We start from the raw sequence: 19,880 nt of genomic DNA, 5'->3' as shown, positions 1-19,880 counted from the left end.
CGTGACCGCGCTCCGTTCCCCGCTGGTGCGATTCATCCTCATCCGGCTCGCCTACACCGTCGCCGTGCTGCTCGGGGTGATCGTCGCGGTGTTCTTCCTGATCCAGATCGTGCCCGGCGACCCGGTGCGCATAGCACTCGGCACGCGCTACACGCCGGAATCGTATGAGGCGCTGCGCAGTGCATCCGGCCTGGACCAGCCACTGGCCAATCAGCTGTTCGCCTACGTCGGTAACGCCTTCACCGGCGACCTCGGTGTCAGCTTCCGCAACAGCGAACCCGTCACGACCATGTTGTTCGACCGGTTGCCCGCCACCATCACGCTCGCCCTCGCCGCCATCGTGGTGGCCCTGCTCATCGCGATCCCACTGGGGGCGTGGGCGGCGCTCCGCGAAGGCCGTCTGGCCGACAACGTCATTCGCGTCATCAGCCAGTTCGGCATCTCGGTCCCGGACTTCTGGATGGGCATCCTGCTGATCGGCCTGTTCTCGACCGCGCTCGGCTGGCTGCCGTCAGCGGGATACCAGCCGTTCACCGACGGGCCGCTCGGCTGGTTCGAGCATCTCGTTCTGCCCGCGGTGACGGTCGGGGTCGTGACCGGCGCGATCATGACGCGGTACGTCCGGTCGTCGGTGCTCGAGGTCGTGAACACCCCGTTCGTCACCACCGCCGAGTCAAAGGGTCTGAGCAAGAAGAAGATCATGATCGACCACGTGGGGCGCAACGCACTGGTTCCGGTCCTCACCATCTCCGGGATCCAGTTCGCCGGGCTGCTCGGTGGCGTCATCGTCGTGGAGGTCGTGTTCGCCTGGCCGGGTCTGGGACTGCTGGTCTACGACTCGGTCGCGGCCCGCGACTATCCGGTGCTGCAGGGAGCCATCCTGCTGATCGCAGTGATCTTCCTGCTCGTGAACCTCGTCGTGGACATCCTCTACGCCGTCATCGATCCGAGGATCCGGTTGTCATGACCCTCCGCGCACCCGAACCTCCCGCCGCCACCACGGATTCGGCCTGGCGACTGCTGCTCCGCAATCGGGCGTCGGTCGCGGGACTGATCATCATCGCGGTGGCCGTCATCGCCGCGATCTTCGGTCCGCTGATCGCCCCGTACGGCGCCAACGCGATCGACGTGCCGAACGCGCTGCAGGCACCGAGCTGGTCGCATCTGTTCGGCACCGACGACCTCGGTCGCGACGTCTTCTCCCGGGTCGTGCTCGCCGCGTCGGTGAGTCTGCGGGTCGCGGTGATCGCCGTGGCGATCTCGCTGACCGTCGGCGTGGTCCTGGGAATGGTCGCGGGTTTCGCCGGCGGGGTGCTCGACACGGCGCTCATGCGCATCGTCGACGTGGTCTTCTCGTTCCCCGTGCTCCTCCTGGCACTGGCGATCGTCGCGGTCCTGGGACCCGGTGTCACGTCGGCGATGATCGCCATCGGGGTCGTGTACATCCCCATCTTCGCCCGCGTCGCCCGCGCGGACACGCTGAGGGTGCGGCAGACCCAGTACGTGCAGTCGGCTCGGACGATGGGTGTGCGCACCTCCCGGATCCTGTTCAGCCATGTTCTGCCGAACATCTCGGGGCCGGTCATCGTGCAGACCTCGATCTCCCTCGCGTTCGCCATCCTGTCGGAGGCTGCGCTGTCCTTCCTGGGCCTCGGTGTCCAGCCGCCCGATCCGTCGTGGGGCCGGATGCTGTTCGACGCACAGGGTTTCATCACCACCGCATGGTGGATGGGCGTCTTCCCCGGCCTCGCGATCCTGTTCACCGTGTTCGCGTTCAACCTGGTCGGCGACGGTGTGCGCGACGTGCTCGACCCGCGGCAGCGCACCCTGCTGCGCAACCGGGGACACGACCGCGGGTCCGTCACCGTCGCCACGGCGAATCCGAAGCCGGCACGCGCCGTCACCGAGGATTCCGTGCTGGATGTGGAGGACCTCATCATCGGGGTCGGACCGCGAGAAATCGTGCACGGCATCAGTTTCACGGTGGCACGCGGAGAGACTCTCGGCATCGTCGGTGAAAGCGGTTCGGGAAAGTCGCTGAGCGTGCTGTCGGCGACCGGCCTGTTCGACGCCCCGAGCGCCTACGTTCGCGGATCAGCTCGACTCGGCAGAACCGAGATCGTCGGTGCCACCCCGTCGACGCTGCGGGCCCTCCACGGGACGAAGGTCGGGTTCGTCTTCCAGGACCCGTCGTCGAGCCTCAATCCGCTGCTCACCATCGAGCAGCAACTCACCGAGGGACCTCGTCGGCATCTCGGCCTCGGTCGCGCCGAGGCACACGACCGCGCACTGCAGCTGCTCCGCGACGTCAACCTGCCCGACCCGGAAAGCCGTTTGCGCGCATACCCGCACCAACTCTCGGGCGGCCAGCGCCAGCGCGTGATGATCGCGATCGCCCTCGCCTGCGACCCCGAACTGCTCATCGCCGACGAGGCGACCACGGCCCTCGACGTCACCACCCCAGGCGCAGATCATCGACCTCGTCGCCGAGCTGCAACGCAAACGCGGGATGGCGGTGATCTGGATCAGCCACGACCTCGGGGTGATCGGCCGGATCGCCGACCGCGTCATGGTCATGCGTTCGGGTCGCATCGTCGAAAGTCGAGACGTGGCAGCGCTCTTCGACGACCCGCAGGACGAGTACAGCCGGAAGCTCCTCGACTCCCGGCCGTTGCTGAGCAAGGTCGGGGAACGCGACACCGGCCCGGGCCTGACGAAGGAAGTCGCGGAGTCACCCGTCCTGCAGGTGAGCGGACTCGGCGTGGAGTACGTCGTGCGCGGACCGACGGGCCGAAGCCTGGTGCACGCGATCGACGGGGTCGACCTCGAGGTGGCACGCGGCCGGACGCTCGGCATCGTCGGCGAGTCGGGGTCGGGAAAGTCCACTGTCGCAGGGGTTGTCACCGGACTTATCACCTCCGGCCAGGGAACGACGGTGACGGGCAGCGTCATGGTCTCCGTCGACGGGCGCGAGGTCGAGGCGGTGGGCGTCCGCGGCACCGACGAGGCGCTGCTCCGACGCCGGGTCGCGATGGTTTTCCAGGACCCGACCGCCTCGCTCGATCCGCGGATGACCGCCGCCGCGTCGATCGTGGAACCGCTCCGCGCACACGGGCTGACGTCCGGCCGCGACGCGATGCGGAGTCGCGCAGAGCAATTGCTCGCCGATGTCAGTCTCGACGCCTCCTTCCTCGGCCGCTATCCACATGAGATGTCCGGCGGACAGCGCCAGCGCGTGTGCATCGCGCGGGCGCTGGCCTCCGAACCGGAGATACTCATTCTCGACGAGTCGACGGCATCGCTGGACGTGTCGGTGCAGGCGGGTGTCCTCGAGCTGCTGCGCGGCCTGCAGCGCGAAAAGGGCCTGACCTTTCTGTTCATCGCACACGACCTTGCCGTCGTCGAGCAGATCAGCGACACCGTCGCGGTGATGCATAACGGCAGGGTCGTCGAAGCAGGTCCGGCGTCGCAGATCCTGCACGATCCCGAAACCGATTACACCCGAAGCCTTCTCGCCGCGATTCCGCCGGAGGTGCCGCAGCGGGCTTGAGCTACCCCCGCAGCGCGGCCTCCGCGGCGCGGAACCCGCACATGCCGTGCACTCCCCCGCCCGGCGGGGTCGACGAGGAGCACAGGTACACGCCGTCGACCCCCGTGGCGTACGGATTCGGCGACAAGCGGGGGCGGGCGACGAGGTGCCACAGGTCATTTCGGCCGCCGCCGATGTCACCGCCGACGTAGTTGGGGTTCTCGACCTCGAGTTCGGCGGGACCTGTGCTCCGCGACGCACGGATGCGCGACCGGAATCCCGGGGCGAAGCGTTCGATCTGCGCGGTGACCGCCTCGGTCGCGTCACCGGTGTAGCCACGTGGCACATGCGCGTACGCCCACAGCGGTTTCCGATCACCCTTCGCCCGGGAGGGGTCGGCGAGCCACTGCTGGCCGATGAGGACGAACGGATCGTCGGGCATCCGACCGTCGAGAACCGTGTTCTCCGCTTTCACCACCTGGTCCATCGTGCCGCCGAGATGCACAACGCCGGCGCGGTCGCATCCGGGTGCGGTCCACCCGACCTCGCCCTCGACGATGTAGTCCACCTTGAACGCCCCGGGTCCACCCTGGTGATGGCGATAGGTCCGGGCGGTGCGCGACGGCTGTTCGGTGCCGAGAATGCGTTGCGCCGCTGTGGGGTCGGTGTCGAGCAGGACGATGTCGGCGTCGAGGTCGGCGCGGCTGGTCACGGTGGTGCCGGTCTCGATCCGACCACCGAGATCGGCCAGTTTCGCGGCCAGCGCCCGGGTGATCGCGGCGGAACCGCCCTCGGCCACCGGCCAGCCCTCGACGTGGCCGGCCGCGGTGAGCATCACGCCGCCCGCCGCAGTCCCGATCCGGTTCAACCGCACGAAGGGATGCGCCGCGATGCCGATGAAGAGCGCGCGTGCCTGCGGGGTGGAGAAGGCGCGGGCCAGCAGCGTCGCCGGTAGCCCCGACCGGGCGGCGAAGCCGACGAAACCCAGCGGGTGCCGGGGGATTCGCATCATGGGCCCGAGCGCGTCGTCGGCGATGGTGGAGAAGCGTTGCGCCACGGGCCCGAAGATCGCGCGCCACCGTCGACCGTCGGCGCCGAGCCCGGCCGCCGTCTTCTCGACCGACTGGTGGAAGAGGCCGGCGGTGCCGTCGTCGAGGGGATGCGCGGCGTCGATCTCCGGTCGGAGAAAGCGCAGGCCGTACTGCTCGAGACCGAGGGTCCTCAGATACGGCGACGCCGCGCCGAGCGGGTGGAAGGCCGAACAGATGTCGTGCATGATGCCCGGCTCGAACAGCTCAGCACTGCGTGTGCCGCCACCGATCTCGTCGGCGGCCTCCAGCACGGTCACCTCCAGACCCGCCTGGGCGAGCCGGACCGCGCCCGCGAGTCCGTTGGGTCCTGCTCCGACTACGACGGCTCTTCGCATGCCGCCACGGTAGCCGCGATCAGCGGATCTTGAAGATGACCGCCCGCTGGACCACGAAGTTGATGACCGTCGCGGTGCCCTGCGCGATGACGAACGCGATCGCCGAGTAGAGGGCGGTCTTTTCCCACAGGGAAGACAGCCAGCTGTACAGACCGACGTTGACCGCGAAGGTGACCAGGTAGAGGAGCACGACCGCGGCGAAGCGGGCGGCGCTCGGCTCGGCGCGGAACGTCCAGCGCCGGTTGATCAGGTACGCGACGGTGGTGCCGAGGATGAAGCCGAGTGCCTTCGCGACCCAGTCCGGGGTTCCGACGATGTATTGCAGGAACAGCGTCAGCCCGAAGTCGAGGACCGCCGACCCGGCACCGGTGACGACGAAGCGGATCAGCTGCGTCTTCAGGTCGACGTCGGTCGACGCCTCTTCGTCGTCGAAGGGCAACTCGATCGGCATCGGCGCATGCCGCGTCTTGAAGTCCTCGTGGTGATCGTGGGGGACGTCACCTGCGGGTTCGTCGTTGCCGGGGTCGGGTCGAGACACGCTGACACCCTAGCCGACGTGTCAGAACTCCTCGTCGACGTCCGAGTCACGGGCGGCGCGTTCGCCGCGGTCCAGCGAGGCGAGGTCGGCGAGGTCCGCGTCGTCGAGGGCGAAGTCGAAGAGGTCGGCGTTCTCGAGCTGGCGCCCGGCGTGCGAGGACTTCGGCACGACGCCGATGCCGTGCTGCACCGCCCACCGCAGCGCGATCTGGGTCGGCGACTTGCCGTACTTCCGGGCGATCCGCAGGATCACCGGGTCGCCCAGGAGACCTTCCTTACGGCCGGTGGGATGCCACGCCTGCGCGTGAATCCCCTGCTCCGCCATGAATTCCCGGAGCTCGGTCCGCGGCAGCGCCGGTGAGCACTGGATCTGGTTGAGCACCGGCCAGCGCCCCGTCTCGTCGAAGAGGGTCTGAAGGTGGTGCTGTTTGAAATTCGAGACACCGGGCGTACGCACGTAGCCCTCGTCGGCCAGGGTGAGCAACGCCTTCCACGAGTCGACCGTGCGCCCGAGACTCGGGCACGGCCAATGGATCAGGTAGACGTCGATGTAGCCGACACCGAGCCGCCGCGCACTCTCCTTGGCCGCGTTGATCGCCTCGTCGAACCCCTGGTCACCGCCACTGAGCTTGGTCTGGACGATGACCTCGTCGCGAGCGATCCCCGAACCGTGCACACCCATGCCGACACTGAGCTCGTTGCTGTAGCGGGGAGCGGTGTCGAGGAGTCGGTATCCCGCCTTGAGCGCGGCGCTGACCGCGCCGATGCACGGTCGGCCGAGCATGTTGTAGGTCCCGAGTCCCACGAGAGGAATCGACTGACCGTTGCTGAGCTCGACCGAGGGGATGTCCACCCGACAAGGATAGGTCGGCTGCGGCCCGCGTTCGCTCCGCCGAGACCAAACTGGAAACCGGCAGCGGCACGGAAACCACTCCGGTACGGCACGAATAGTCACCGCCTCGAGGTGTACCCGGCACATGAGTACCTTTACTGTGCTGAACATGTCTGCCTTCACGTCCAGATCACCGGTGTCGCGCACCACACGAACACTCGTCTCCGTCATCACCGGCATCGGCATGGTGCTGCTCGCACTCGGATCGACCGCTCCGGCACACGCGGATGACGCGGTCTCCGTCGGTATCCCGAACTGGTCCGGCCTCGATGTCACCGAATACTCCGGCCCCATCCCGGCCAAGGCGGGCACCCTCATCGCCAAGGTTCCGCTGGCGGAGGAGCTCAACCTCCCCGCGGCCGGTGACGCCTACCGCATCCAGTACTCGTCGCTGAACCAGCACGGCAAGATGGCGACGGGCACCGGTGCGGTGTTCCTGCCCAAGGGCAAGGCTCCGGCCGGTGGCTGGCCGATCATCTCCTGGGCACACGGCACCGTCGGCATGAACGACGACTGCACGCCGTCGGCGTTCCCGCGCAGCGACCGCGACCAGAAGTACCTGGGCCACTGGCTGAACCAGGGATACGCGGTGGTCGCAGCCGACTACGTCGGCCTGGGCACCCCCGGTCTGATGGCCTACCTGAACGGCGTGACCGCGGCGCACGCGATCGTCGACATCGTCGTCGCGTCGCATCAGATGGATCTGCCGCTGGCCAAGCGCTGGGCGATCATCGGGCAGTCGCAGGGTGCGGCAGCCGCGCTGAACGGCGCTCGCTACGCCACCGAGTTCAGCCGCGGATCGGGTCTGGACTACCGCGGCGTCGTCGCCACCGGCATCCCGGCCAACCTCGAGTACCTGTACCAGAACCTGGGGCCGGTCGTCCCGCCGGTGAACCTGCCCGGCGGCCTGAACGCCTACACCGCCTACATCCTGGCCGGGTTCAACGACACCCGTCCGGACATGAACATCACCAAGGTCATGACGCCGAAGGGCATCGCACGCCTGGCCGAGGGTCGCACCACCTGCTACCCGATCCTCAAGAAGTCCCTTGCCGGTGACGATGTGCGCACCTGGTTCAAGGCACCGCTGATGTCGATCCCGGGTCTGAGCCCGGCGCTGCACAAGTACATGGCGACGCCGTACAAGGGATACGACCGCCCGATCTTCCTGGGCCAGGGCCTTCGGGACGTCGATGTGCCGGCGCCGTCGGCACTGTCGCTCTACGCACAGATGAAGGCCAACAACCAGCCCGTCGAGCTGTTCGTCTACCCCGAGGACGACCACTCCAGCGCGGTTCTCGCCTCGATGAAGGACTCGACCCCGTTCGTGGCCCGCATCCTGCGCTGACCCGAGAATTGCAGGACGCCTCTGCGGTGTCCGTCGATCTGAGACCCTGTTATCGATGGGCACAGGATCGACGGGCACCGCAGTTGCTTTTTATGACGACGTCATCATCGGCGCGGGACACAACGGCCTGACCGCCGCCGCCTATCTCGCGCGCGCCGGTCGCCGGGTCCTCGTCCTGGAGAAGGCAGACCACGTCGGCGGGGCGACCGTCTCGGCGATGCCCTTCCCCGGTCTCGCCGCCCAGCTGTCGCGGTTTTCGTATCTGGTCTCGCTGATGCCCCGCGAGATCATCACCGACCTCGACCTCGACATCTCGCTGATCCGCCGCCGCTACTCGTCGTACACACCGCTGCCGTCGGACCCGACGCGCGGCATCCTCATCGACACCCAGGACGACGACGCGACCGCGGAGTCCTTCCACCGGGTGCTGCACGCCGACCGCGTCGGCGCCGACGCCGTGGGCTACTCCAACGCCGCCTTCACGGCGTGGCAGTCCTTCTACCGCCGCGTCGGCACCATCGCGCAGCGCGTCTTCCCGACCCTGACCGAGCCCCTCCGCACCGCCGCCGACATGCACGAACTCGCCGTCGGCACCGACACCTCCGACGCCGAGCTGTGGGAGGCGCTCACCACGCTGCCGCTCGGCACGCTGCTCGCCCAGTACTTCGACCACGACCTGCTGCGCGGCATCGCCGCCACCGACGGCCTGATCGGCACGTTCGCCGACCTCGACGACCCGTCGCTGCGGCAGAACATCTGCTTCCTCTACCACGTGATCGGCGGCGGGACCGGGGACTGGGACGTCCCGGCCGGGGGCATGGGGGCGGTCTCGGGCGCGCTGTACCAGGCTGCGGCGTCAGCGGGTGCCGAGATCTGCACCGGGGTCACGGTGTCCGGCGTCGACCCCGCCGACGGGACCGTCGAATACTCCGACCGCGCCCAGGGCACACGCACGGTCCGCGGTTCGATGCTCTACGCCGCCTGCGCACCGCAGGTCCTCAACACGCTGCTCGACGAGCCGATCACGTGCGAGGCCCACCCGAGGGGTTCGCAGCTGAAGATCAACCTCCTCCTTGACCGTCTCCCCCGCCTTCGCGACGAGTCGGTGTCACCGGAGGCGGCGTTCGCGGGCACCTTCCACATCAACGAGACCGCGAGCCAGCTCCACGAGGCCTGGCGGCAGGCCACCCGCGGCGAGGTCCCGGAACTGCCGCCGTGCGAGATCTACTGCCACACCCTCTCCGACCGGTCCATCCTCGGACCCGAACTCGACGGCAAACACACGCTCACGCTGTTCGGGCTGCACATGCCGCCGGACGTCTTCGACGAGCCGGGCGCCGTCGAGCACGCGGTGGGCGCGACCTTCGCCTCGCTGAACATGCTGCTGGCCGAGCCGATCCAGAATGTCATCGCCCACGACCTCGACGGCCGTCCGTGCATCGAGGCGAAAACCCCTCAGGACCTCGAGGAGATGCTCGGGCTGCCCGGCGGCAACATCTTCCACCAGTCGCTGCGGTGGCCGTGGGCGGAAACGGCGACGGAGGTCGGCACCTGGGGCGTCGAGACGCGCCATCCGCGACTGTTGCTGTGCGGCGCCGGCGCACGACGCGGCGGAGGCGTGAGCGGTATCCCGGGTCGTAACGCGGCGGCCGCGGTGCTGGGGGACACCGAACTCGGCGCGCTGCGGTAGCCCGACACCACAGCCTCGCAAAAGTGCGACGCCTGTCGCAGGTCGTCTCTCACCGTGGGCGCAGGGCGGCCGAGTACTCTCTTCACCGATGTCTACTGAAGAGTTGCTGCCGATCACGACCCGCAAGCTGGTGGGTTGGTCTCGCACCACCCCGATCGAGGGCCACGTCCTGTCCACGCCGTACCCCGAGGTCATCGCCGAGGCGGTGGCCCGCGTCGCGAGCGACAACGCGGACAAGCCGGACTACCTCAAGCGCGGTGTCATCGCCCGCGGACTCGGCCGTTCCTACAACGAGTCGGGCCAGAACAGCGGCGGTCTCACGATCGACATGACCCCGCTGACCAGGATCTACGCCATCGACGAGGAGACTGCGACGGTCGACCTCGATGCCGGCGTCTCCCTCGACACCCTCATGCAGGCCGCGCTTCCGTACGGCCTCTGGGTGCCGGTGCTCCCGGGCACCCGTCAGGTCACCGTGGGTGGTGCGATCGCGCACGACATCCACGGCAAGAACCACCACAGCCAGGGCAGCTTCGGCAACCACGTCGTCGAGATGCAGCTCCTCGTGGCCGACGGCCGCATCTTGACGCTGACCCCGGACGGCTCCGGCGACGACCCGAACGGCGAACTGTTCTGGGCGACGGTCGGCGGCATCGGCCTCACCGGCATCGTGCTGCGCGCGAAGATCCAGATGAAACGCACCGAGAGTGCCTACTTCATCGCCGACACCGCGCGCACCGGGTCGCTGCAGGAGACGCTGGACCTGCACCTGCAGGACGGTTTCGAGGACGGCTACGAGTACGCCTCGGGCTGGTTCGACACCATCAGCGCGCCGCCGAAGCTCGGCCGCGGCACCTTCTCGCGCGGCAACCTCGCGCGCGTCGACGAGCTGCCGGAGAAGTATCGCGACAACCCGTTGTCGTTCAACAACAAGCCGCTCGTGCGGTTCCCCGACATCTTCCCGCGTGGACTGGCCAACAAGCTCAGCTTCTCCGCGGTCGGCGAGGCGTACTACCGGATCGGCCCGCCCAGCGAGGGCAAGGTCAAAAATCTGGCGCAGTTCTACCACATGCTCGACGTGTTCGGTGATTGGAACAACGCCTATGGTCGCGGCGGCGGATTCTGCCAGTACCAGTTCATCGTGCCGACCGGCAACGAGGCCGAGTTCACCAACCTCATCGAGCACATCCAGGCGTCGGGACACGTCAGCTTCCTCAACGTGATCAAGCTCTTCGGCGAGGGCAACAAGGCGCCGCTCAGCTTCCCGTTCAAGGGCTGGAACGTCTGTCTGGACTTCCCGGTCAAGGCCGGGCTCGCCGAGTTCCTCAACGATCTCGACCGTCGGGTGATGAGCATGGGCGGACGCCTCTACACGGCGAAGGACTCACGGACGTCGGCGGCGGCCTTCCACTCGATGTACCCGCGCATCGACGAGTGGATCGCCACGCGCCGTCGGATCGACCCCGACCGGGTGTTCATGTCCGATATGGGCCGTCGACTCGAACTCGCCTGACCCACAACCGGTTCCGACCTCCATTCCACCGCTACGGCCCACCGGCCGCAGACCACCGAAAGCGAGAAGACCCACGATGATGAACGCCGTCGGCGTCCCACAGTCCATCCTGGTCCTGGGCGGGAGCTCGGAGATCGGGCTCGCCATCACCGCCGAGTACCTGAGCAAGGGCCCGGCCCGGGTCATCCTCGCCGCGTTGCCGGGCGACCCGTCCGTCGAGGCCGCGGTCGAGAAGGCCAAGAAGGCCGGTGCCACCGAGGTCAGCGTCATCGACTTCGACGCTCGCGCCACCGACACCCACCGCGACGTGATCGAAAAGGCCTTCGCCGACGGTGACGTCGACGTCGCCATCGTCGCCTTCGGCATCCAGGGCGACGACGAGCAGGCCTGGCAGGACCACGGCCTCGCGGTCGCCGAAGCCCAGATCAACTACACCGCAGCGGTTTCCGTCGGCGTCCTGCTCGGCGAGAAGATGCGCGCCCAGGGCCACGGCCAGATCATCGCGATGAGCTCGGTCGCCGGTGAGCGCGTCCGTCGCAGCAACTTCGTCTACGGCTCCACCAAAGCCGGACTCGACGGTTTCTACCTCGGACTCGGCGAGGCGTTGCGCCCCTTCGGTCCTCGCGTCCTCGTTATCCGCCCGGGCCAGGTCCGCACGCGACTGTCGGCGCACGTCAAGGAAGCGCCGCTGACCGTCGAGAAGGAAGACGTGGGACGTCTCGCGGTCGCTGCGGCCACCAAGGGCAAGGAAATCGTCTGGGTCCCCGGACCTTTCCGCTACATCATGATGGTCCTGCGCCACATCCCGCGCCCGATCTTCCGCAAGCTGCCCGTCTAGCAGCCCTCGACTGCGATTGCGAGCGATGACGACTTCGGTGAGCGCTGACCGCCAGGACCCCACGACCGCGCCTCAGGAAACGGACTCCGGTCCCACCACGGCCTCACGCCTCGGCCGGACGGTGCTGCTCCTGCTGACGGCGGTGGTGGTCGGTGCGGTGGTGTCGATCGTCGGCCTCAAGGCGATCGAGACCGTCAACTGGCCGGCCTTCAACTCGTCGAACGTGACCCGGTCGCTGACGACCGCCGGTCAGGTCCTCGCGATCGCGGTGCTCGTCGTCGTCGCGCTGCTGTACCGCTACGGCAAGGGACGGGCCTTCATCCCGTTCCTGTCGGCGGCGGCGATGTCGGCGTTCGTGACGGTCACCATCGGGATGCCCTTGGGGGCAACCCGTCTCTACCTCTTCGGCCTGTCCGTCGACCAGGAGTTCCGCACCGAGTATCTGACGCGGATGACGTCGAGTCCGCGCCTGGCGGACATGACCTACCCGGATCTGCCGCCGTACTACCCGGCCGGCTGGTTCTGGTGGGGCGGCCGGTTCGCGAATCTGCTCGGCCAGCCCGGTTGGGAGGCCTACAAGCCGTGGGCCATCGTGTCGATGGCGGTGGCCGCGGCCGTCGGCGTCATCCTGTTCAACCGGATGTTCGGCGCAGATCGCGGGGTGGCACTGGGACTCGCAGTGACCACACTGGCGCTGCTGTACGCCTCGCCGGAGCCGTACGCCGCGATCCTCGTGATCATCGGGGTGCCGATGATGATCGTCCTCACCTACGCGCTGCGGGGTCGCACACGTGCCGCCGAGGGGCCAATCGGACCGCTGCGAGGTGCCACCAGTTGGCCCGCGGTTTCCGGTGCCGGTGTGTTCCTTGGCATCTCGGCCGCGACCTACACGCTCTACACCGGCCTGTTCGCGCTGACCGCGATTCTCCTGGCCTGCTACTTCCTCGTCCAGGGTTGGCTCGCGGCGTCCAACAAGGCCACCCCGACCCGGACCGTCAAGGCGCACCGCCGCGAGATCGTGGTCGCCGTCATCGGCCGACTCGTCTCGATGGGCGTCATCGCCGGAGGAATCGCGCTGCTGGTCTGGGCGCCCTATCTGCTGAAGCGTCTGTCCAGCGCCCCCGCCAGTGGCGGAACCGCCGAGCACTACCTCCCGGAGCGCGGGGCTACGTTCCCGCTGCCCATGTTCGGGGTCAATCTCGTCGGCGCGATCACGATGATCGGTCTGCTGTGGATTCTCCTACGGTTCCGCACCCGCACCGTCGCAGTGGCCATGGGCGCCACCGTGATCACGGTGTACCTCTTCTGCCTGCTGTCGATGCTCATGACCGCAATGGGCACCACCCTGCTGTCCTTCCGGCTCGAGCCGATCCTGGTGACTGCGCTCGCCGCCGCCGGCGTCTTCGGTGTCGTCGACATCGGCCGTTGGGCCGTGGGCAGGTTCGGTGACGTACGCGTCGTCGTGGGCGCGGTGGCCGTGCTCGCCGCAATCGCAGCGGCACAGAGCATCCCCGGCCATCTCGGCACGGAGATCACCACGGCGTACACCGACACCGACGGTTACGGTAAGCGCGCCGATGCACGCCCGGCCGGCGCCGAGTCGTACTTCGCCGAGATCGACAAACTGATCGGGAAGCAGACCGGCCGGCCGCCGACCGAGAACGTCGTCCTCACCGCCGATTTCGGATTCCTGTCGATCTACCCGTACTGGGGTTTCCAGGGGCTGACCTCCCACTACGCCAACCCGCTGGCCGAGTTCGACAAGCGCGCCGCCGCCATCGCACGCTGGGCGAAATCGGAGGACTCCGACCAGCTGGTCGCACACCTCGACGAGTCGCCGTGGAAGGCCCCCAACGTCTTCCTGTTCCGATACAGCTCGGACGGGTATTCACTCCGCCTCGCCGAGGACGTCTACCCGAACGACCCGAACGTGAAGCGCTACACCGTCACCTTCGACCCCTCGGTCTTCGACGACCCGCGGTTCGAGGTCACCGAGGTGGGCCCGTTCGTCCTCGTCGTCCGGAAGTGAGCGATGCGCCCCTCCTTCCGCACCGCCCGGCCAATGGAGCTCACGCGCCTCGACGCCGACTCGGCGACAACGTATTTCGTCCACACCGACGTCGTGAACTGGGTGCTGCTGGAACAGGACGGCGAGCTCACCCTGATCGACGGCGGTTACCCCGGACAAGCAGGGCAGGTCGTCGAGTCGATCAACCGGATCGGCCGTCGTCCGGAGGACATTCGGGGCGCGCTGCTGACGCATGCGCACGTCGACCATCTCGGCGGGCTCGCGAAACTCCAGACGCGGTACGGATTCCCGGTCTACATGGATCCCGTCGAGGTCGATCACGCCCTGCGGCACCATCTCCAGCAGGCGAACGCACTCGATCTCGCGCCACTCGCCGGCACCCGACGCCTGTGGTCCTGGCTCGCGAAGACCACACCTCTCGGGGTGCTGAGTCGAGCCGGACTGCCGTCGCCAGAGTCCTTTCCGGAGCAGCTCGACCTGCCAGGGTCGCCGGTGCCGGTGGCCAGCCACGGCCACACCGACGGCCACAGCTCCTACCTGGTCGGCGACGGGCGCGCCCTGGTCTCCGGGGACGCACTGGTCAGCGGCCATGAGGTGTCGGCGATCGTCGGGCCACAATGCATTCCGTCGCCGTTCCAGCACGACGAGGCCACCGCGCGCCGGAGCGTCGAACGGTTCACCGAGCTCGACGCCGAGCTACTGCTGGCCGGTCACGGACCGCTGTACCGAGGCAGCGTCGCCGACGCCGCTCGTCGAGCACTGGCGCTCTGAACTAGTCTGCGAACCCCACGAACGTGGTGGCTTCCTCGACCGTCTTGCGTTCGGAGACCACCGAATTGGCGGGGAACGTCTCATCCGGCCAACCCAGCGCGATGCTCTTCATGATGACCTGATCGTCCGGTATCCCGGCATGCTCCCGGACCACCGGCGACTGCATGATGCCCTGGCTGTTGATCACGGCACCGAGACCGCGGGACCAGGCGGCGTTCACGAGCGCGGTGGAGACCGCTCCGCAGTCGAAGGGGGTGTCGTCGCTGCCGTCGAGGATGCGGTCGTAGGTCACGATGACGCAGACCGGGGCATCGAACTGGCGGAATCCCCGTAGGACCCAGTTCTGCCGCATCTCCATGTCGTCGCGCGCGATGCGCATCGCGGTAAACAGCTGCTTCGCCACGCCGACCTGGCGATCACGATGGATGCCGGTGAACTTCTCCGCGCCGGTCCGGAACTCGCGAGAGTGCGGTACACCGGCCAGGTTGCGCTCGGTGTTGCCCGCACGGATGCGATCGAGTGGTTCACCGGTGATCACGTGGAAGTTCCAGGGCTGGGTGTTCATCGAGGACGGAGCCCGCATGGCGAGCGCGAGGATCTCCTCGATCAGCTCCCGGGGCACGGGCTCCGGTGTGAAGCCGCGGATGCTGCGCCGCCCCAGGATCACGTCGTCGAACTGCATCGTTCCCTCTCGTCGGGCGATCCGAACCTACGGATCTGTCCTCAACCCTACTGTTACCCGCGCCACGTTCTCACCGTCCAACGGTGCCAATCCGCCGAACAAAGGGTAGCTTTACCTGAGTAATTCCCGGGGCCGGAGGAGGGGCCGCGTCCCGCACGGAATCGCATCGTCCGGGCCGAGAACCGCGGCCCGCTCGCAACCGTGGTCATCCCCGCCACCTGGGGAGTTCGAGGACATGACCGTCGATAATCATCTGGAAGGCCTTGCGTCCGCCACAGCCGGATCATTTGAGTCGGCGGAGACGACCGTCGCCGCCCGATGGCGAGCCATCGCCCGCAGCCGTGGCGACTCGGCCGCGCTCCGCACTCCGGAGCAGTCGATCACTTTCGCGGAGGCGGCCAGGCGGGTGGACGACCTCGCCCGCGCAATCCTCGACACCGTCCCGACGGACAGCCCGGTCGCCGTCGAGATCGAATCCGACATCGACTCGGTGATCTCCATGCTCGCGGTTTGGTGCGCCGGGCGCCCGCTCGTCCTGGTCGACCCGTTCCTGCCCGAGGACCGCCGCACGAACATCTTGGAACTGTCCGGGGCCCAACTCCTCACCCCGGCGACCGCCGTCGATCACGAGCCGCTCGAGACGCATGTCATCGAACCCGCCCCCGATGATCCCGCGGTTCTGCTGTTCACCTCCGGATCCACCGGCACCCCCAAGGGCGTGGTGCTCGCCCAGCGGACACCCGTCAACCACGCGCGTGACGGCCGCCGGTTCATGGAACTCGGCCCCGACGATCGCGCGGCGGTGCTGCTGCCGCTGAGTTTCGGCGGCGGACTCGACGCGCTCGCGATGAGCCTCCTGAACGGCGCGACGATGCTGCTGTGGGATGTACGGCGCCGCACCACCACCGGGTTACGCGACTGGCTGTCCGCCGAAGGCGCCACCACCGCGCACTGCACGCCGTCACTGCTCCGTTCGTGGCTGGGCGAGCTGGACGCCGAGGACGCCGTTCACTCGCTGCGCCTGCTGTCGACCTGCGGCGAGCCAGCGCATCACACGGACGTCGAACTCGCGCGGAACACGGTCCTTGCCCGGGGCGTTTTCTGTTGCTGGGCAGGCGCATCCGAGGTCGGCAACCTCGCCTTCAATCTCTTTCCACCGGATCGCGAGGTCACCGACGGTGCGATACCGGTCGGAATCCCCGCCTCGGACAAGTCGGTCCGCATCGTCGACGAGCACGGCCAAGATCTATCGCCGGGGTCCACCGGCGAGGTCATCGTCGAATCCGTGAACATCGCCTCCGGGTACCACGCGAATCCGGAGCTGACCGCAGCCCGCTTCTCCTCGCTGCCCGACGGCCGCAGGCGCTATCGCACCGGAGATCTCGGCCGTCTCGACGAGAACGGTGAACTCGCACTCCTCGGTCGCGGCGACGACGCCATCAAGGTGCGCGGCTACCTCGTCGAACCGCTCGAGGTCGAGTCCGCGCTGCGCTCGCTGCCCTGGACCACCGACGCCGTCGTCACCGCCGACCGGAAGGAAGGTCGACTCACCGCTCATGTGGCCGTCGACCCGCAGAAGTGGTCACCGTCGCCCGCCGAGATCCGCCACGAACTCGGAAAGACACTGACCCCGTGGATGATCCCGCGCGACATCGTCGTGGTGTCGGAGATCCCGCGCAACGAGCGCGGCAAGGTCGACCGTGGTGCGCTGCCGCCTCCCCCACCGCGCCCGTCACCCGAACGGCCGCGCGGGCTCACCGAGATGGCGTTGCACCGCTTCTGGAGCGAGATCCTCGGTCTCGAACCTCAGTCCTTCGGGCGCCACGACGACTTCGTGGAACTCGGCGGCGACTCCCTCGCCGCGGCAAAGATGCTCTCCGAGGTCCAGCATCACCTGCAGTTGGAGGTGAACACCGCCATGCTCGCCGAGGCACCGACGATCGCGCAGTTCGCGCAGCGGATCGAGGCGGCCGCAAAGGAACGCTCCAAGAACGCCACCGGCGCGACGCTGATCCCGTTGCGGAAGGGGGTCGGCGACCCGATCTTCCTGGTCGCCGGGGCCGGCAGCCTCGCGACGAGCCTGACGCCGGTCGCCCGCGCACTGCAGACCGACCGCCCGGTCTACGCCATCCAATCGAGGGGCGTCGAAAAGCGCGGTCGTGCCGATCATTCCGTGCGCGCCGCGGCGCGCCGTGCCATCGCCGACATCCGCTCGGTACAACCCCACGGCCCGTATCAGATCGGCGGCTATTCGCTGGGCGGGTTCATCGCCGTCGAGGTCGCTGCGCGTCTGACCGAGGCCGGCGAGACCTGTCATCCGGTCGCCGTTCTCGATTCGGTTATCGACCCCGCTCTGGCGCAACGCCTTTCCGGGAACGCGCCGAACGTCGCACAGCGCGTTCGTGACTCGTTGCGCTCGTTGACCGGGACCGATGAGACGCTGCCGGACCGAACCGGGACCGACGAGAAGAAACCCACCGGCTCACCGGTCCAGCGCGTCGTGCAGGAGATCTCCCTCAACGCCCTCGTCCTCACCGCCGGACTCGTCCCGTTGTCGACGCCGGTCCAGTGGGTGGTCTTCTTCCGCCTGGGCACCAGTATGATCCGACGGCACCGGCCCAGCCCGTACTCGGGTCCGATCACGGTCGTCAAGGCGCGCACCAACACCGACGATCCCGCCCTGTGGGGTCACTTCACCTCGGGTAGGGTCGAATTCCTCGACATCGACGGCGACCACATCTCGATGATCCGGGCACCCCACGCCGCGGAGACAGCAAAGGCGATAGAGAAGATTTTGGAGCGCGCGGCAGGTTAGAACGTGTCTGCCAGACTTCATTTCGTCGGTGCGACTTCGATCGAGGTCGTGTTGCCGGAATCATGTCGCGCGCGACTTCATTCCGATCAAACCGTTTGCCCCGCAATGTGTCACTCCCCAGCTCTTGTGGATGAAGATCCGAGTTTGTCGGTGGTGGGGTTTACCTTGGGTGGTGACAGATTCGACCATCCTGGTTGGGTTGTAGACGTTGTGGGGGCAGCGTGTCGCGTGCGTGGACCGATCTACCGGGCGGGTTCCTCGCCGGGGTCGATCCTGCCCACCCCGAATTGTCTGACACCGCAACTCATATGGCGCGGTTCGGTTCGATCCGTCACGGCGAGGCTTACCTGGCGTGGTGCCGGTATGAATCGATTGTGACCGTCTACGACCAGCTCGTGGTCAACACCGGTGGCGGGTTCTTCATCGACCGCTACACCGAGATGGTGACCCGGGTCTGCCGTGAAGCCGCCATCACCCGCTACCAGGCCGATCAGTGGGTGGGTGAAGCGCTCGCGCTGCGTGACCGGTTGCCGAAAGTGTTGACCACGCTGCGCGATGGCATCCTGTCGCGGCAGCTGATCCAGACGGTCATCACCCGCACCGACCTCATCTCCGACGACGCGGTCATCGCGGACCTCGACACCGAGATCGACACCATCCTGCGCAGCCGTAAAGGCGCGTGGACCCCGCCGAAGCTGCGGGACATGGTCGATCGCCTGGTGTTCCGTCACGACCCCGACGCGGTGCGCGAACGCCGCAAGGAAGCGTTGGACAAGCGTGGGATGTGGACCGAGAACTTCGCCGACGGGACCGGTGAGATCACCGGTGTGATGGCGGCGGAGCACATTCGTATTGCCGCGAAAGCGGTGACAGCGTTGGCCGATACCGTCTGCGCCCACGACGGGCGCAACCGTAACCAGCGCAATTCCGATGCCATGTTCGCGCTGTTGACTGGCACCGTCTTCGATTGCCAATGCGGGCGGGAGGATTGTGACGCCGAGATCCCCGACCCCGCCGAGGTGGTCCGCGCGGTGTCCACCGAGGTCGTCGTCCACGTGGTCACCGATGCCGCCACCCTCGCCGGGGCTTCGGGGATCGGTTGGGTCGACGGCCACGGGATCATCTCTGATGAGCATGTGCGTGATCTCGCCACCCGGGCCGACGCGACCATCACACCTGTCACCCCGGTGCGCACACCACCGGCCCGCGTCGTCGCCGAGGACGTCCCGGCGAACGACGTCGTGATCGTCTACCCGGGTGCGCAAACCGCGGACCCGTACCGGCCGACCACGGCGTGCGCCGATTTCGTGCGTGTGCGTGATGGGTACTGCACCGAACCGGGCTGCGGGTGTTCGGCTTTCGACTCCGATCTGGACCACGTCGCCGAGTACGACCACACCAACCCCACCCAGGGTGGGGCCACGGCGAGTGAGAACCTCAACGCCAAGTGCCGGTTCGGGCATCTACACAAGACGTTCGGCGACTGGATCGACGTCCAGTACCGCGACGACGACGGCCACCTGGTCACCGAATACCGCACGTCCGAGGGGTTCGTCATCCCCGGTGACGCCGAGAACCTCGAAGACTCCTTCCCGAACCTGCGTCGTATCCGCTACGAACAGCCACCCCAAGCCCCACCGTCCCCACGGGTCATCACCGGGGACGACACCCCGCCCACCAGCAACCGGCTCGCGCAGAAGCACGCACGCCGGCGGGCGGAGCGTGCCCGCAACCAGCGAGAACGTGAACGACGTGAACAGGCCGACGGTCCACCGCCGTTCTGAGAGGTCACCCCACGAGCAACCTCTCG

General features: G+C 67.7%; 13 protein-coding genes and 1 pseudogene. 10 read left to right on the top strand and 4 right to left on the bottom strand.

Annotation, left to right across the window (positions count from 1 at the left end; all coding sequences use genetic code 11):
- The first annotated feature begins 1 nt into the window (after position 1).
- Both RVF83_RS07165 and RVF83_RS07160 read left to right on the top strand, forming a co-directional pair.
- Complete coding sequence (locus RVF83_RS07165; RefSeq protein WP_005199198.1) at positions 2 to 967, top strand: ABC transporter permease; 966 nt, start codon at positions 2 to 4, stop codon at positions 965 to 967.
- Positions 964 to 3,550 (top strand): annotated as a pseudogene (locus tag RVF83_RS07160) (dipeptide ABC transporter ATP-binding protein). Before RVF83_RS07165 ends, RVF83_RS07160 begins: the two are co-directional and overlap by 4 nt.
- A gap of 1 nt (position 3,551) precedes the next feature.
- Here RVF83_RS07160 and RVF83_RS07155 read toward each other — a convergent pair.
- Genes RVF83_RS07155 through RVF83_RS07145 form a run of 3 tightly spaced genes read right to left on the bottom strand, consistent with a single transcriptional unit; the run spans position 3,552 to position 6,345 of the window.
- A complete protein-coding gene (locus RVF83_RS07155) occupies positions 3,552 to 4,955 on the bottom strand; it encodes a phytoene desaturase family protein (protein WP_039880623.1) in 1,404 nt (467 codons plus the stop codon).
- A gap of 19 nt (positions 4,956 to 4,974) precedes the next feature.
- The gene (locus RVF83_RS07150) at positions 4,975 to 5,493 is read right to left on the bottom strand and encodes a GtrA family protein (protein ID WP_005199201.1); all 519 of its coding nucleotides are present in this window, start codon (positions 5,491 to 5,493) and stop codon (positions 4,975 to 4,977) included.
- Between the two features lie 21 nt (positions 5,494 to 5,514).
- Complete coding sequence (locus RVF83_RS07145) at positions 5,515 to 6,345, bottom strand: aldo/keto reductase (protein ID WP_005199202.1); 831 nt, start codon at positions 6,343 to 6,345, stop codon at positions 5,515 to 5,517.
- Between the two features lie 148 nt (positions 6,346 to 6,493).
- Here RVF83_RS07145 and RVF83_RS07140 point away from each other — a divergent pair, with 148 nt between their 5' ends.
- The 6 genes from RVF83_RS07140 (at position 6,494) to RVF83_RS07115 (ending at position 14,573) form a co-directional block, all read left to right on the top strand.
- Entirely contained in the window at positions 6,494 to 7,732 is a 1,239-nt protein-coding gene (locus RVF83_RS07140; RefSeq protein WP_210735381.1) for an alpha/beta hydrolase family protein, read from the top strand.
- A gap of 55 nt (positions 7,733 to 7,787) precedes the next feature.
- The gene (locus tag RVF83_RS07135) at positions 7,788 to 9,422 is read left to right on the top strand and encodes a phytoene desaturase family protein (RefSeq protein ID WP_005199204.1); all 1,635 of its coding nucleotides are present in this window, start codon (positions 7,788 to 7,790) and stop codon (positions 9,420 to 9,422) included.
- 88 nt (positions 9,423 to 9,510) lie between these two features.
- Positions 9,511 to 10,935: an FAD-binding oxidoreductase gene (locus RVF83_RS07130; protein ID WP_005199205.1), complete on the top strand. Its 1,425-nt coding sequence runs from the start codon at positions 9,511 to 9,513 to the stop codon at positions 10,933 to 10,935.
- Positions 10,936 to 11,011: 76 nt separating this feature from the next.
- Positions 11,012 to 11,773, top strand: coding sequence for a decaprenylphospho-beta-D-erythro-pentofuranosid-2-ulose 2-reductase (locus RVF83_RS07125; protein WP_005199206.1), 762 nt, complete (start codon positions 11,012 to 11,014; stop codon positions 11,771 to 11,773).
- A gap of 25 nt (positions 11,774 to 11,798) precedes the next feature.
- Positions 11,799 to 13,802 (top strand): galactan 5-O-arabinofuranosyltransferase, encoded by a 2,004-nt coding sequence (locus RVF83_RS07120; protein ID WP_210735380.1) that lies wholly within the window; start codon positions 11,799 to 11,801, stop codon positions 13,800 to 13,802.
- Positions 13,803 to 13,805: 3 nt separating this feature from the next.
- The gene (locus RVF83_RS07115) at positions 13,806 to 14,573 is read left to right on the top strand and encodes an MBL fold metallo-hydrolase (protein ID WP_005199208.1); all 768 of its coding nucleotides are present in this window, start codon (positions 13,806 to 13,808) and stop codon (positions 14,571 to 14,573) included.
- A 1-nt stretch (position 14,574) separates the two neighbouring features.
- Here RVF83_RS07115 and RVF83_RS07110 read toward each other — a convergent pair whose 3' ends face one another.
- Positions 14,575 to 15,255, bottom strand: a complete 681-nt coding sequence (locus tag RVF83_RS07110; RefSeq protein WP_005199209.1) for a nitroreductase — start codon at positions 15,253 to 15,255, stop codon at positions 14,575 to 14,577.
- A 235-nt stretch (positions 15,256 to 15,490) separates the two neighbouring features.
- On the opposite strand from RVF83_RS07110, the gene RVF83_RS07105 reads away from it, so the two are divergent.
- Complete coding sequence (locus RVF83_RS07105; protein ID WP_005199210.1) at positions 15,491 to 18,070, top strand: alpha/beta fold hydrolase; 2,580 nt, start codon at positions 15,491 to 15,493, stop codon at positions 18,068 to 18,070.
- 221 nt (positions 18,071 to 18,291) lie between these two features.
- Positions 18,292 to 19,854, top strand: a complete 1,563-nt coding sequence (locus RVF83_RS07100) for an HNH endonuclease signature motif containing protein (protein WP_005199211.1) — start codon at positions 18,292 to 18,294, stop codon at positions 19,852 to 19,854.
- Positions 19,855 to 19,880: the final 26 nt, after the last annotated feature.

It is taken from the genome of Gordonia rubripertincta (assembly GCF_038024875.1).
Lineage (GTDB): Bacteria > Actinomycetota > Actinomycetes > Mycobacteriales > Mycobacteriaceae > Gordonia > Gordonia rubripertincta.
The sequence above is the reverse complement of the archived record's forward strand: the minus strand, read 5'-3'. Positions and strand labels throughout refer to the sequence as shown.